The organism is Rhizobium etli CFN 42, assembly GCF_000092045.1.
Taxonomy (GTDB): Bacteria; Pseudomonadota; Alphaproteobacteria; order Rhizobiales; family Rhizobiaceae; genus Rhizobium; species Rhizobium etli.
The window spans coordinates 1587302-1601293 of record NC_007761.1; the positions used below are offsets into that span (position 1 = coordinate 1587302).

The 13992-nt window shown below is 59.2% G+C and carries 12 protein-coding genes; 3 read left to right on the top strand and 9 right to left on the bottom strand.

Annotation, left to right across the window (positions count from 1 at the left end; all coding sequences use genetic code 11):
- Position 1: 1 nt before the first annotated feature.
- Positions 2 to 1309, top strand: a complete 1308-nt coding sequence (gene ribD / locus RHE_RS07705) for a bifunctional diaminohydroxyphosphoribosylaminopyrimidine deaminase/5-amino-6-(5-phosphoribosylamino)uracil reductase RibD (protein WP_011424841.1) — start codon at positions 2 to 4, stop codon at positions 1307 to 1309.
- Positions 1309 to 1920, top strand: a complete 612-nt coding sequence (locus tag RHE_RS07710; protein WP_011424842.1) for a riboflavin synthase — start codon at positions 1309 to 1311, stop codon at positions 1918 to 1920. Before ribD ends, RHE_RS07710 begins: the two co-directional genes overlap by 1 nt.
- 118 nt (positions 1921 to 2038) lie before the next feature.
- On the opposite strand, the gene rfbA is transcribed toward RHE_RS07710, so the two are convergent.
- Genes rfbA through RHE_RS07735 form a run of 5 tightly spaced genes read right to left on the bottom strand, consistent with a single transcriptional unit; the run spans position 2039 to position 7433 of the window.
- Positions 2039 to 2908, bottom strand: a complete 870-nt coding sequence (rfbA, locus tag RHE_RS07715; protein WP_011424843.1) for a glucose-1-phosphate thymidylyltransferase RfbA — start codon at positions 2906 to 2908, stop codon at positions 2039 to 2041.
- A 9-nt stretch (positions 2909 to 2917) separates the two neighbouring features.
- A complete protein-coding gene (gene rfbD / locus RHE_RS07720; protein WP_011424844.1) occupies positions 2918 to 3805 on the bottom strand; it encodes a dTDP-4-dehydrorhamnose reductase in 888 nt (295 codons plus the stop codon).
- A gap of 3 nt (positions 3806 to 3808) precedes the next feature.
- Positions 3809 to 4864, bottom strand: coding sequence for a dTDP-glucose 4,6-dehydratase (gene rfbB, locus RHE_RS07725; protein WP_011424845.1), 1056 nt, complete (start codon positions 4862 to 4864; stop codon positions 3809 to 3811).
- Between the two features lie 6 nt (positions 4865 to 4870).
- Positions 4871 to 5449, bottom strand: a complete 579-nt coding sequence (gene rfbC, locus RHE_RS07730; protein ID WP_011424846.1) for a dTDP-4-dehydrorhamnose 3,5-epimerase — start codon at positions 5447 to 5449, stop codon at positions 4871 to 4873.
- Positions 5439 to 7433, bottom strand: a complete 1995-nt coding sequence (locus RHE_RS07735; RefSeq protein ID WP_042118210.1) for a CgeB family protein — start codon at positions 7431 to 7433, stop codon at positions 5439 to 5441. Before RHE_RS07735 ends, rfbC begins: the two co-directional genes overlap by 11 nt.
- 186 nt (positions 7434 to 7619) lie before the next feature.
- Between RHE_RS07735 and RHE_RS07740 the strand changes: the two genes are divergently transcribed.
- The gene (locus RHE_RS07740) at positions 7620 to 8729 is read left to right on the top strand and encodes a DegT/DnrJ/EryC1/StrS family aminotransferase (RefSeq protein ID WP_042118212.1); all 1110 of its coding nucleotides are present in this window, start codon (positions 7620 to 7622) and stop codon (positions 8727 to 8729) included.
- 19 nt (positions 8730 to 8748) lie between these two features.
- On the opposite strand, the gene RHE_RS33475 is transcribed toward RHE_RS07740, so the two are convergent.
- From RHE_RS33475 to RHE_RS07755, 4 genes are all read right to left on the bottom strand, one after another.
- Positions 8749 to 8910 carry a hypothetical protein gene (locus RHE_RS33475; protein ID WP_166486894.1) on the bottom strand — a complete coding sequence of 54 codons (162 nt, stop codon included), beginning with the start codon at positions 8908 to 8910 and terminating at the stop codon, positions 8749 to 8751.
- 36 nt (positions 8911 to 8946) lie between these two features.
- Positions 8947 to 10161: a Gfo/Idh/MocA family protein gene (locus RHE_RS07745; protein ID WP_011424849.1), complete on the bottom strand. Its 1215-nt coding sequence runs from the start codon at positions 10159 to 10161 to the stop codon at positions 8947 to 8949.
- On the bottom strand, positions 10158 to 11351 hold the full coding sequence (locus RHE_RS07750) for an ATP-grasp domain-containing protein (RefSeq protein WP_011424850.1): 1194 nt from the start codon (positions 11349 to 11351) through the stop codon (positions 10158 to 10160). Before RHE_RS07750 ends, RHE_RS07745 begins: the two co-directional genes overlap by 4 nt.
- A gap of 164 nt (positions 11352 to 11515) precedes the next feature.
- Positions 11516 to 13864 (bottom strand): glycosyltransferase, encoded by a 2349-nt coding sequence (locus RHE_RS07755; RefSeq protein ID WP_244425779.1) that lies wholly within the window; start codon positions 13862 to 13864, stop codon positions 11516 to 11518.
- Positions 13865 to 13992: the final 128 nt, after the last annotated feature.

A 13992-nucleotide genomic window follows, 5' to 3' on the forward strand; every position in this document is an offset into this window, starting at 1 on the left:
CATGAGCGTCACGCCGGATGACGAAGGTTTCATGGCGGCGGCGATCCGCCTGTCGCGCCGGCATCTCGGCCGTACCGCCACCAACCCCTCCGTCGGCTGCGTAATCGTCAAGGACGGCGTCGTCGTTGGCCAAGCCGTGACCGCGCTTGGCGGTCGCCCGCATGCCGAGCCGCAGGCGCTTGCCGAAGCTGGCGATCTTGCCCGCGGCGCCACCGCCTATGTCACGCTCGAACCCTGCTCGCATCATGGCAAGACGCCGCCCTGCGCCGAAGCGCTGATCGCCTGTGGCGTCGCTCGAGTCGTCATCAGCGTCACCGATCCTGATCCGCGTGTCTCGGGCCGCGGCATTTCCATGCTGCGCGAAGCCGGCATCGCGGTGGACGCCGGTGTGCTGGAGGCGGAAGGCCGGCGTTCGCTCGCCGCCTATCTCACCCGCCAGACGAAGAACCGCCCCTATGTGACTCTCAAACTTGCCGTTTCCGCCGATGGCATGATCGGCCGCCAAGGGGAGGGCCAAGTGGCGATAACAGGGCCGGAGGCGCGCGCTGAGGTTCAGACGCTGCGGGCCGAAACCGATGCCATCCTGGTCGGTATCGGCACTGCAATATCGGACGACCCGCTGCTGACGGTGCGCACGCCGGGCCTGGAGGCGCAATCGCCGATCCGCATCGTGCTCGATCCGTTGCTGTCACTGCCACTGACCAGCAAGCTGGTTGCGACAGCGCGGGACGTGCCGGTCATCTTGGTTGCGAGTGAAGAGATTTCGCCGTTAGGGTCAGAGGAAGGGTCACCCCCCTCTGTCCTGCCGGGCATCTCACCCGCAAGGGGGGAGATCGGCAAGAGGCGCGATCCGAATTTTCAAGGCAGCGGGTCGCCGTTCGCTACGGAAGATGTAGGGCAGGGAGCTACCTCCCAGCCAATCTCCCCACCTGTGGGGGAGATGCCCGGCAGGGCAGAGGGGGGCGCCTCGTCCGTTGACGCAACCGACGCAGACGCTCGCCGCGTCGCGCTCGAAGCCGCCGGTGTCGAGATCGTCTATTGCAATCCCTATCATCCGGAAGTCCTGCTGCCGGCTCTAGCAACGCGCGGCATTTCCTCGCTTCTGATCGAGGGCGGCGCCAAGACGGCGAAGCTTTTCCTCGAAGCCGGTCTCCTTGACCGCATCCAACTTTACCAGGCGCCCGTCGTCATCGGCGAGGGTGGTATTGAATCCCCGGTGCAGGCAACCGACATACCATCCGGTTTTACCCATATGGGCACGCAGTTGTTCGGCGTCGATCGCCTGGACGAATATGAAAGAGAGAATTGATGTTCACCGGAATTGTTACTGATATCGGTACGATCGAATCCGTTTCGTCGTTGAAGGAAGGCATCAAGCTCCGCGTCGCGACCGCCTACGACCCGGCGACCATCGATATGGGCGCCTCGATCTCCCATTCCGGCATCTGTCTCACTGTGACGGGCCTTCCGGCCGAAGGCAGCAATGGGCGCTGGTTCGAGGTCGAGGCCTGGGAAGAGGCGTTGCGGCTGACGACGATCGGCACCTGGCGGGAAGGCAGCCGTATCAATCTGGAACGGTCGTTGAAGATCGGGGATGAACTCGGCGGCCACATCGTTTCCGGCCACGTCGACGGCAAGGCGGAAATCCTCTCGGTGTCATCGGAGGGCGATGCCACCCGTTATCGCCTGCGCGCACCTGAGCATCTGGCGAAATTCGTCGCCCCCAAGGGGTCGATCGCACTCGACGGCACTTCGCTGACCGTCAATGCGGTCGACGGCACCGATTTCGACGTCCTGCTCATCCGTCACACGCTCGACGTCACCACCTGGGGGGAGCGCAAGGCCGGCGATTTCGTCAATTTCGAAGTCGACACCATGGCGCGTTACGCCGCCAGGCTGGCGGAATTCCCGAGCGCCTGAATCAGAAACCTGTACTGCTTTCCAGTGTTGCGGTACGACTGGCATGCCGGGCGCGGAACATCACCTGCGCGCCTGAGGCATCCAACTGCCGACTGTGACGCGGCGCCGGCCAGATCGTTCACCAATCCGGGGACAGCTTCCTCAGATATTGGCCGTAGGCACTCTTGCCGAGCTCCGCCGCGAGCTTGGCGAGTTCGGCCTGTGAGATGTAACCCATGCGCCAGGCGACTTCTTCGGGACAGGCGATCTTGAAGCCTTGGCGTTTCTCCAGCGTGCTGACGAAACCCGCGGCATCGTGCAGACTATCAGGCGTGCCGGTGTCGAGCCAGGCATAGCCCCGGCCCATCAACTCCACGAAAAGCTGGCCGCGCTCGAGATAGGTGCGGTTGACATCGGTGATTTCCAATTCACCGCGCGGTGACGGCTTCAGGTTGGCGGCGATATCGACCACCTGCTGGTCGTAGAAATAGAGGCCGGTCACCGCCCAGTTCGATTTTGGCTCCTTCGGCTTCTCCTCGATCGACAGTGCATTCATTTTTTCGTCGAAGCCGACAACACCATAGCGTTCCGGATCGGTGACGTGGTAGGCGAATACTGTTGCGCCTTCGCGACGACTCGTGCCGGATTTCATGATTTCCGGCAGTCCGTGCCCGTAGAAGATGTTGTCGCCGAGAACGAGTGCCGAGCTGTCGCCGTGCACGAAGTCGGCGCCGATAATAAAGGCCTGGGCGAGGCCGTCCGGGCTCGGCTGTACGGCATAGGTCAGCGAAATTCCCCATTGCGAGCCGTCGCCGAGAAGGCGCTTGAAGGCTTCGACGTCGTGAGGCGTAGTGATGATCAGCAGTTCCCTGATCCCGGCGAGCATGAGTGTCGTCAGCGGATAGTAGATCATCGGTTTGTCGTAGACCGGCATCAACTGTTTCGAGACGGCTTGCGTGATTGGATGCAGACGCGTGCCCGTGCCGCCGGCGAGAATAATGCCCTTCATGCTTTCTCCTTAAAGCCCCTTGTTCACAAGGTCTTGCATGACGATCGTCATGGACTGTTTCCATTCCGGGAGCCGAATTCCATATGTTCTGGCCAGCTTGTCGCCGTTGAGGCGTGAATTGGCGGGACGTTTCGCCGGTGTCGGATAGTCCGCCGTCGGTATGCGCTCGACGCCGACGCTTCTGCCGCCGGATTTGAGAAGCTCCGCGAATATCTCTTCGGCGAAATCCGCCCAGCTTGCTTCGCCGCTGCCGGTCAGGTGAAAGGTGCCGCGGAGCGATGGCTCAGGGTCCGTAATGATACGGGTCGCGATCGCAAGAATCGCGTCGGCGATGTCGAGTGCCGAGGTCGGGCATCCTGTCTGATCGGCGACGACGCGAAGATGATCGCGCGTCTCGGCAAGCCGCAGCATGGTTTTCAGGAAATTGTTGCCAAAGGGCGAATAGACCCAGGCGGTGCGCAAGATGACGTGGTTCGGGTTCGCTGCCGCGACGGCCTTCTCGCCTGCGAGCTTCGAACGCCCGTAGACGGAGATCGGGCCCGTCGCATCCTCTTCGCAATAGGCGGAGGCCTTGTCGCCGCTGAAGACGTAGTCAGTCGAAAGGTGGATGACAGGGACGCCGATCCGCGCGGCAGCCTCGGCAACCGCACCGGCCCCTGCCGCATTGACGGAAAAAGCCAGCTCGGCTTCGCTCTCGGCCTTGTCGACCGCCGTATAGGCGGCGGCCGAAACGATCACATCCGCGCGCAGGGCTGAGAAGGCAGCCGCGACGCTTGCAGGATCCGAAAGGTCCATTTCCGGACGACCGACCGCGCTGATATCGAGGCCCGTTTCGGCGCCGCGTCTGAGCAGCGACTGGACGACCTGGCCCTGTTTCCCGGTAACCGCAATGCGCATCGCTTACTGTCCCTTGAAAACGCCGAGGCGTTCGCCGGAGTAGACATTTTCGCGCAGCGGCCTCCACCACCATTCGTTTTCCAAGTACCAGTGCACGGTCTTCTCGATGCCGGTTTCGAAGGTCTCTTGCGCCTTCCAGCCGAGTTCGCTTTCGAGTTTCGAGGCATCGATCGCGTAGCGTGCGTCGTGTCCGGGGCGGTCGGTGACTTTGGTGATCAGACGCGCATGCGGTGCCTTGTCACTGTAGACGCCGTCGAGAATAGCGCAGATGCGATGAACGACGTCGATGTTCCTGCGCTCATTGCGGCCGCCGACATTGTATTTCTCGCCGGGGCGCCCTCTGGATGCGATCGTGAAGAGCGCGCGGGCGTGGTCTTCGACATAGAGCCAGTCGCGAACATTGGCGCCATTGCCGTAAACCGGAAGAGGCTTCCCCTCCAGCGCGTTCAGAATCATCAGCGGAATGAGTTTTTCCGGAAAATGGAACGGGCCGTAGTTGTTGGAGCAATTGGAGACGACGACGGGCAGGCCGTAGGTCCGGTGCCAGGCGATCGCCAGATGATCGCTTGCCGCCTTGGAGGCGGAGTAGGGCGAGGATGGATCGTAAGGCGTCGTCTCCTCGAAGAGACCCTCGTCGCCGAGCGAGCCGTAGACCTCGTCCGTCGAGACATGCAGAAAGCGAAAGGAACTCTTGTCGCGAGCGTCAAGCCCATCCCAATAGTACCGTGCGGCATCCAGCAGGCTGAATGTGCCGACGATATTGGTCTGAATGAAATCGGCCGCGCTCGAGATTGAGCGGTCGACATGACTCTCGGCCGCCAGATGCATGACGATCTCAGGGCGGAACGACGCGAATGCCTCCAGCATTCTGGCGCGGTCGCAGATGTCGGCGTGCAGAAATTGATAGTTCGGCGCCGATTCGACGGATTTCAGCGAGGCCGGGTTGCCGGCATAGGTCAGCGCGTCGACATTCAGCACCTCGGCGCCGATCTCGCTGACCAGATGGCGCACCAATGCTGATCCAATGAAGCCCGCTCCGCCCGTTACCAGTATGCGCATCGTGGATCAATCCTGGGGTTGCTGTGCTGAATAGGAAAAATGACTTGGCAGATCGGCAAGCCGCGGCAGCGTCTTGTCCTTGTCGGATGACACCATGTCTCTCTCATCGAAGGGCCAGCCAATGCCGATCGCCGGATCATTCCAAGCGATGCCCCGCTCATGCTGTGGGCTGTAGGGAGCAGTTACCTTATAGCTGATGACGCTGTTCGGCTCGATCGTTACGAATCCATGTGCGAAACCGGCCGGTATCCAGAGCTGTTTGCCGGTCTCCGGCGAAAGCTCCTGAGAGAGCCATTTGCCGTAGCTCGGTGATCCCACGCGGATGTCGACGACGACATCCATGATCCGGCCGGCAAGGCAGCGCACCAGCTTGCCCTGTGCGAGGGGCGGTATCTGGAAATGCAGCCCCCGGACGGTTCCGGCCTGCGCCGAAAGCGATTCATTGTCCTGGATGAACGTGACGTCGGCCACATTTTCCCGGAACCAGGCATCCTTGAAGACCTCGGAGAAGTAGCCGCGATGATCGCCGAACCGTGGCGGCGTGATTGCAACAATGCCTTCGAGGGCCGCGGTCTCAATGTGCATGACTTACCTTTTCTGCGGCCTTCATGACGTTCATCAGCATGTCCGCCTGCGAGCGGCTCCGCATGGCCGCAAGGCCTGTCGCGGCAATGGCATCGCGCTCGTCTGCATCCGCGATCAGCTTGTAGCAGCGCTCGATCATGTCGTCATAGCGCTCAATTGCCAAGCCGCCGATGAAGGGCTGGAGGTCTGGATCGCGGATATCGCCCTCCGTCAGTACGCAAACCCGATTGGCGAGCAGATAGGAAATACGCACGATCTCGAAGACGCCGCTCGCATAATGATGGATGTTTATGACGATCTTGGCGCGGGCAATAGCCGCATCGCGTTCCGCACCGTAGATGTTGAAGAGGTGCGCGACCTTCAGCCCGCCGTCCTTGAGCGACTTCAGGATATGGTGGCGACGTTCGTTCATCGATCCGTAGAAGAGGACGTCGATATCCTTGACGGGGTTGTGCTGGATCTGGCTCAGGCAACCACTGTAGCCGATTTCGAGCACACCGGCGTGATCGATGCCCTTGGCGGCAAGGTTTTCCCGGTTGCGCGGGCTGTAGTCGAGCACCGGCATCGCCCTCAGAATCGACGTATAGCGCGAATTGATCCAGCTGCTTTCCTCCGACACCTGCTCGAGGTTGATGATGAGGCTGTCCTTCGGCAGATGGCCGACGATTTCGGCGGGGAGAAGATTGCCGCCGTAGATGATCGGCGCACGGCCGGCGAATGCGTTCATGTCGCGAACGATCGGTGCCGAGCCGCCGAGTTCCTCGAAGGCGCCTTGCAGGCCGAGCGCGACTTCGTCGAAGGCGTGGCTGTGATTGTAGTTTTCAGGCGTCACGATCCAGATGCAATGACGGTCCTTGTGTGCCTGCCATCCGCCGGCGAAGGGCTGCAGCGGATTGCGGAGCGGCTGCTCGATTTTCGGCGCGGCTGATATAGCGGGCCGTTCCGTCCGCACCGGCTGTTGCGGCGTCGGGGAGGCGCCTGAGGCCTGCGGAGCATAGGCGCGCATCAGTTCGCGGCCGCCGATGAACTGACCGCGCGACATCCAGCCGGGCGGATCATCGGCCATCCAGATCAGATGCGGCTGCTTGATGAGCGGCTGGCGGCCTTCCTGCCACGAGGTCAGGAGAGCCTCGTCACGGCTCTTCAGAAAGGCTTCCTTGGCGGCGAAGAGGCCATGCAGCAGACGGCCGAGGCGGATACCGAATTTCCATTCGAAATCGGCAAGGGCCGGTACGAAGGCGGCGATTTTCAATCCGGAGGCGGCAGCCTGCTGGACATAAAGCCCGAGCAGGCGCTCGATCACAAAGGGGCGCATTTTCGCGTTGGCATCGCGCGAATAGTGAGCCGTACCGGCATAGGCAGTACCCGCCGGCGTGCCGGCGCGCGCTTGGTGTTCCAGCGATTCGAGAATGCGTTCGCAAAAGGCGAAATACCCGGACCAGAATTTCCGGTTTCCGCAGAAATAATTGCAGAACGCGAAGGCAGTCTTGTCCTGCGGCGGCGCAATCGGATAGCCGAGGTCCTGGATGTGCAGGAAAATCGGGTCCATACCGGGATGACCGCCAAGCAGCGAATGTTCCCAAACGTTGCTGTAGATCGCCGCGTGGCCGATCAGGGGATTGTAAAGATAGGCGTCCGCACCTTCTGCCCTGGCCTTTTCCGCCTCCGTGACAAAGGACGGGAAGCTCGTCACCGACTTCATCTCGAATTTGCTGGAGAGCAGCCCCCAGAATACGTCGTCGCCGAGGCCGATCGCCTCGTGATGCTGATACAGGGTGAGGAAGAGTTCATATTCGCGGGTCGTGGCCTGCGTATTGAACGAGATGTCGAGCGGCATGGCCGCCGCGTCGATCTGGCTGCGCTGCGAAGGATCGAGATAAGGCTGATAGATAATGACAGATCCCGTGCCGGCAGCTTTTTCCGTGAGAAGCGCCAGATCAGGAAGACCGGCCGGCAAAGAAGAAATGGGCTGATTGATCGTCAAGGTATCGTCCTTCGCGAATGGCTGCCGTCTTCGTAATTTACGGCATTCGTATGGGTGTCGACTATTGGACGTGAAGCTTGCGCCACACTGTTGGCAGGAATTTCGCTGGTCAGCTTCGCAACAGGTTAAGCCGGGATGTTCGTTCCAGGCTCAATTCCGAAATCGGGCCCAACTCTGGACGGCGTCATGAAAAACGAAAAGATCTATGTAACGAAGCCCAGCCTGCCGCCGCTTGAAGAATTCATTCCTTCGCTGGAAGCGATCTGGAACAATCGCATCCTGACCAATGGCGGGCCATTCCACGAGCAACTGGAGCAGGAGCTCTGCAACCATCTCGGCGTGAAGCACATCAGCCTCTTTTCAAACGCCACCGTTGCGCTGCTGACGGCGCTTCAGGCGCTCCGCGTCACGGGCGAAGTCATCACCACGCCTTATTCCTTCGTGGCAACTTCGCATTCGCTTCTCTGGAACGGCTTAAAGCCCGTCTTCGTCGACATCGATCCGGTGACGCTCAATCTCGATCCAGCGAAGATCGAGGCGGCGATCACGCAGCAGACGACGGCGATCATGCCGGTGCATTGCTACGGCCACCCTTGCGACGTCGATGCGATCCAGAAGATCGCCGATCTCTACAATCTCAAGGTCATCTATGATGCCGCCCATGCCTTCGGCGTGGAGGACGAAAGGGGAAGCGTTCTCAATCACGGCGACCTTTCCATCCTGAGCTTCCATGCGACGAAAGTTTTCAACACATTCGAAGGCGGGGCCATCATCTGCCCTGATGTCAAGACGAAGACCCGCATCGACCAGCTGAAGAATTTCGGCTACGTCGATGAAGTGACCGTGGTGGCACCAGGCACGAACGGCAAGATGAGCGAATTCAACGCTGCTCTCGGCCTGTTGCAGCTGAAATACATCAAGTTTGCACTCGAAAGGCGTGAGCTCATCGATACTGCGTACCGCGAGCGGCTCCGCGGCGTAGCGGGCATAGAATGCCTGGACCGATCCGGCGAGACCGTCTCGAACTTCTCTTATTTCCCGATCCTCGTCCGCCCTGGCTATCCCATTTCACGCGATGGGCTCTATGAGTTACTGAAGGAAAACGGCATTCATCCGCGCCGCTATTTCTATCCGCTGATTTCAAGCTTCTCGATGTATCGCAGCCTGCCTTCCGCCCAGCCGTCGAACCTGCCGGTCGCAAGCGAAGCAGCACTCCAGGTGCTCTGCCTTCCCATCTATCCGGACATGGAGATGGAGATCGTCGACAAGGTCTGTGGGCTGATCGAGTCGGTTTAAAAACACGATATTCCAGATGTCATATCGCACCGCAGATAGAAACGAGCTGCGGTGCGACATCTCGCCAATAGGCCAGGCGGCCTCCCTTTTCAGCAGATTTGGAAAGGCTCGGCCTGCCAGACAAGAAATTGCGAAACTGCGCATGCAGCACCGGCTGCTCACAAGAAAGCGGCGTGGCCATCGATCACGCCGCTCTCTTTATCTTGTAGAGGACAGATTAGAGTGCCAGTTGCGGAGCTTGGATTTCGAGCCGCTCTATCACCGGGCGCCGTACGCCTCGCGGTTCAATCTCGATCCAGCGCTTTTCAAGCCGCGAGCATTCGATCGCTTCCAGCAGCCGTAGTCCTTCTTCCGCCTCATCGAGCCCGAGCACATACGGATGGGGCAAGGGTGCGCTATTGGTCTTGCGTTGCAACAGGGCGTCCGCAAGGTCGGCATAATAGTTCGCGAAGGCTTCGATGAAGCCCGAAGGATGACCCGCCTTGAACCGCTCATAGCGGCTAGCGTTGGCGATCATGATGTCCGGGCTGGCGCGATCGAGGATCTGCTTGCGACCGTTGCGGTCGTAGAAATGGGCAATTTCGGGGGTTTCCTGCAGCCATTCGATTGATGCCTTGGAGCCATAGAGCCGCACACGCAGGCCGTTGCGTTGCCCGAGCGCTGTCTTGCCGTACCACATGCTGCAATGCAGGCCACCGGCGCAACGCACGAGCGCCTGCACATTGTCGAGCACCTGCGGAAAGTTGCCGAAACTCTGGCTGGTCGCGCAGACTTCTTCCGGCTCCCGCTGGGTAAGAAAATGAAGCAACGAGTGCACATGAACGCCGAGATCGAGCGAAACCGTCGGCACGAGACCGTCGCGCAAGCGCCAATCCTGTGGCGTCATCGGCGTCCCGTCGCGGCGGAAACGGAGGAAGCTCTCCTGCGGCATCTCAATATGGATCTGCTGCAATTCGCCGAAAACACCATGCTCGACCATGCCGCGGATTTCACGGAGCATGGGGTACCCCGTGTAATTGTAGGTTACAGCCAAAAAGGTCCCGTTACTGCGCGCATCGTCGATAATGCGGGTCTCGGCGCTCGAACCGGCAAGAGCTTTTTCCGAGATCACCGGAATACCCGCCTCGAGTGCGGCGACAACCTGATCCGTATGCTGCTGCGTCGGCGTAAGCACGACGAGAGCATCGATGTTGCCGGCTTCTTTCGATAGCAAGGTACCGAAGTCGCTATGGCAGCGCTCCGGCAAAATGCGGTACTGTTCCGCTGTCTCGCGATTGATCTCCTCATGGCGGCTGAAGCAGCCGGCGACAAGATCGAATTTCTGATCAAGCTCGATTGCATCGCGATGAGCGCGACCTACAGCAGAATTGACGGCGCCGCCCAGAAAGGCGAGGCGCAGCTTGTCCGGTACTCCTTGGCTTGATCGGCTCATGCGAGGTCTCCTTGCATCGTTTGGAGCGAAATGAAGGTCTTGAAATTCGGTGCCACCTTCAGCATCTCGTCTCGCGTCTCGAAGCGGGCGTAGAGGATGGCGAGCTTGTCGAACGGTGCCGAATTCATCGGCTTGCCGGTGATCTTGAGCTGCGCGATGCGGACATCCGATGATGGAATGGCGTGCGAGAAGGAAAACGGCGTCGAGGGCGTGTCGGAGGTGATGGTGTGGCGCCCGAAGAACAGCGGTGGATCGAAGCGCGGTTCGACTGCAAATTCCTCGCCCAGCAGCAGCGTGACGACGAGGTCGGCATAATCGATGCCGAGAGACTGATCGACAAGCGAGCCGTAGAGATCGCCCGGGCAGCGCCGCATACACTCGACAATCCAGACATCGTCGTCATGAGACAGGAACTGCGTATGGATGAGGCCGTCCTGCAATCCGAGCAGCTTGACCACGCGCGCCATAATGGCCCGCGTCTTCGAACGGACAGTTTCGGAAAGCCGCGACGGATGATTCGATGAATCGACCTGGTATGGGTAGACTGTGCAATATTCGTCGACGAAGACGTCGAAGACGATTTCCTGATCCTTGATGAAGGCGGAATGGCTGTGCAGGCTGCCTTCTATGAATTCCTCGATAACGATCTCCGCCGCCCGCGAGTTTCGGCGGGCGTCGGCGACGGCGTCGGTAAGTTCTGTCCTGTCGAAAACCTTCGTGACGCCACGACCGCCGAAACTGTCGCTTGGCTTCACAAGCAGCGGATAGCGCAGTGCGCCGGTCTCGACTGGCGAGTCGCCATGCAGGCGCACCGAACGTGGGGCAGGGATATTGTACTGCTCGGTGAAATTGCGGAACGCCTGCTTCGTGTGAATGATGGTCGCAGTTTCCATCGAATCGAAGCGCGGGAATCCGAGCTTTTCGGCGACGAAGGTGGTCGACATATAGGCGACGTCGTTGCCGGTCGGCACGATGAAATCGAAAGCGCCGTTCTCGACGAGGGAGAGCAGCACGGTCGGATCGCTGTAGTCGATGAAATGCGACTGATCCGCATGCGCGTGGCAGGGCTCATCCGGCCGATTTCCGCACACGGAAATATGCAGGCCGCGCCTTTTCAAGGCGAATAGAAGGGGAACTGCGCTGAAGTTGCTGCCGACCAGCAATGCTCTCTTGGTCATTTTCAAATCCATTCCACATCCTCCTGAGCAGTTAGGCGCGTTGCGCATCTCTTCCGTCCGTTTCCGGTGTTCAAAGACTCGAAAACGGATGCGGTGATCAAAATCATAGGCGGGCGTTACCCGAGGCTTGCCGATCGAGGCGGTGGACTTCCCATCGCTTCGATCAGAGTTCAGCGCTACAGGATGACCTTCTGCAGAATGCGTTGAGGGCTTATGCCGAGGGCCTCAATCTGATCATAGATTTCCGGCGCGCTTTGCACGGCGCCGATCATGATCGGCAGGTCATCCGACAGGGCCGAATGCGGAGTGCGAACTTCAATGCCGCCGAGCCTCTGGCCGATCATTTCGGGGCGCGGATCTATGAAATAAGCGATCTTGCTCGTTTTGAAGAACTGCGACTTGCGGCGAATGATCTGAGCCTGTCCGCCGATCCCCCAAACCACAACGCCCCCAGGATAGGCCGGCTCGAATGCCGTCTCCAGCATCGAAGGTTCCAGCTTGGATTTCAGCAATTCCAGGGTATCCGGCGTAACCGTCAAAATCCGCTGCCAAACGAGATCGTCAAGGAAAATTAGGCGCGCGCCGCGAACTCTCAGCAGATGGTGAAGTTCTACGATGGCGACTAACTGGTCATCGGTCACGCGATCCGTTTTGAAATCGCAGCTGATTTGGAAGTTGCAATCGGTCAGGCCATTCTCGACGATCAGGTCGGCATATTGCCGGAGTTCGTCCGAGGAGCTGTTTTCCGGCAAGAGGATATATTTTATGACGACATTGCGCGAAGAGCAGGCAGCATAGCGGCGGAGGTTTTCGAATACCCGCTCGAAATGTTTGTACTTGCGGATTTCATTGAAACTCTTGCTGTTTCCGGCGTCGATGCTGGTAACGATATGGGCTTGGTCCTTTCTGAGAAGGTCCGCAAGGGTCTGCGAATACATCGTCGCGTTGGTGATAACGCGCTGCTTAACATTGGAAATGCCCTCAGCCAGCTTGCTGAGAAGCTCGTCGAAGCGCGGCTCGACTGTCGGTTCGCCGCCGCCCCAGACGATGTATTCCATGTTCTCGAGGGCCTTCGCATCTTTTAATGTGTCAATAAAGGCACCCGCATCATAAGCGGGCTTCTTGCCGCCAAAATACGTCTCGCTGCAATAGGTGCAGCGCATGTTGCAAAGCGAGTGATGCTCGAAGGAAAGATATTTGACGCCCTGATTGAGCGGCCGGCCCCAATCCTCGAATTTCAAGAAGGGACAACCTCGGCATTCATCTGAGTTGTCTCGGTTGATCTCGAGGAACAGGGCATCCTTTGCCTGCTTGATATCGCTGTAGGTGAACTCAAAATCCTTGCCGTTACCGCCAAAAAGAACCACATCGCCTTTCAGCACGCCTTCATAGGTGAAGCGCTTGCAGCAGGTGCGCACCTCGCCAGGTCCGAGCAGAATGGAATGATGAAGGTCGTAGCAACTCCAGAGCTTCGGCGCGATCTCCGCGAAGACTTTCAGCATATCTTCGGTCGTATCGCCTTTTTCCATGCCGTTCATAAAGGCATCGAAGGTGATCCGGTATTTGGTGCGGAAGCCGGATGGCGGAACCGGCAGGGGATAGGCGATCTCGGCAAGCTTCATTGAGCGCACGACGCGGCCGTGAAGCGTGGAGAGGATCTTGCCGGCATCCTCGAGCTTGACCACCTTGCCGGGCAGCAGCCTGAGCAGGCGAGACGCGGTCACGTTAATGATGCCTGTCAGGAAAGGATTTTTCAGGTCAGGCCACATCGGCGTGTCCGCCACGAGCGCATGCATGGCATCGAGTGCATCGAAGAAGCCGTCGACATGACGGGTGCTGAGCGAATTGACGATTGAGCCCTGTGTGTCGAGCTTGCGGTAGATCTGCTTGTCGAGACTCTTGACCGAACGCGCGCGCATCAGCGCGTGAAACATATAATCGACGTCCTCGTGAAGGCCGCCGCGGAACATGATGTTGTTGTCGAGGAGGAAACGGCGGCGGAACAGATGGAAGATGACTGATCGATCAACGCGGTCCTGAAGATAGTCCGCCAGCCTGTCAGCGCCCGCGACCCGGGCGAGATCCTCGCGGATGCTGGCTTTCAGGCTATTTCCGGTTTCTGCATCATAAAGGCTGGAGTTGAACGCGAGTATATCCGTGAGGTCTTCGACGGATGCCTGAAGCATCTCCAGAAAGTTGTTCTCCACGACGTCGTCGGCATCCACGAAGCAAATCCATTCGCCTTTTGCTCTGAGCACCCCTGCATTCCTGGCGATGCCCGGGCCGCCGTTGCTGTCAAGGCGCACGACGCTGACGTTATTGTGCCCATGAGCTATCTCCTCGGCTTTAGCGATCGTGTCGTCTGCCGAGCAATCGTCGATGACAATAATTTCAAATGCCGCCTGCCCCTGCTGATTTAAAAGGCTCTGCAGGCATCGCCCGATGACGTTTGAGGCGTTGTAGGCGGGGACGATGACAGAAAAAGACGCCTGCACGATCTGCCCGCGTCCCCCGAAACCCGCCATTGGAGCATCCATCAACTGCATCATTTGAAACCCTCTGTCTGCATGATCGCGCCATGTCGACCATCAATTAAATCGTCAGAATTGTGCGAAACGTGCGGGTACAGCGAAGCTCGCCGAGGTTGACCAAA

What these genes read in the sequence shown, in the direction of transcription:
- ribD (WP_011424841.1), top strand. Translation starts at nt 2, where the DNA reads ATGAGCGTCACGCCGGATGACGAAGGTTTCATGGCGGCGGCGATCCGC.
- RHE_RS07710 (WP_011424842.1), top strand. Translation starts at nt 1,309, where the DNA reads ATGTTCACCGGAATTGTTACTGATATCGGTACGATCGAATCCGTTTCG.
- rfbA (WP_011424843.1), bottom strand. Translation starts at nt 2,908, where the DNA reads ATGAAGGGCATTATTCTCGCCGGCGGCACGGGCACGCGTCTGCATCCA.
- rfbD (WP_011424844.1), bottom strand. Translation starts at nt 3,805, where the DNA reads ATGCGCATTGCGGTTACCGGGAAACAGGGCCAGGTCGTCCAGTCGCTG.
- rfbB (WP_011424845.1), bottom strand. Translation starts at nt 4,864, where the DNA reads ATGCGCATACTGGTAACGGGCGGAGCGGGCTTCATTGGATCAGCATTG.
- rfbC (WP_011424846.1), bottom strand. Translation starts at nt 5,449, where the DNA reads ATGCACATTGAGACCGCGGCCCTCGAAGGCATTGTTGCAATCACGCCG.
- RHE_RS07740 (WP_042118212.1), top strand. Translation starts at nt 7,620, where the DNA reads ATGAAAAACGAAAAGATCTATGTAACGAAGCCCAGCCTGCCGCCGCTT.
- RHE_RS33475 (WP_166486894.1), bottom strand. Translation starts at nt 8,910, where the DNA reads ATGGCCACGCCGCTTTCTTGTGAGCAGCCGGTGCTGCATGCGCAGTTT.
- RHE_RS07745 (WP_011424849.1), bottom strand. Translation starts at nt 10,161, where the DNA reads ATGAGCCGATCAAGCCAAGGAGTACCGGACAAGCTGCGCCTCGCCTTT.
- RHE_RS07750 (WP_011424850.1), bottom strand. Translation starts at nt 11,351, where the DNA reads ATGGATTTGAAAATGACCAAGAGAGCATTGCTGGTCGGCAGCAACTTC.
- RHE_RS07755 (WP_244425779.1), bottom strand. Translation starts at nt 13,864, where the DNA reads ATGGCGGGTTTCGGGGGACGCGGGCAGATCGTGCAGGCGTCTTTTTCT.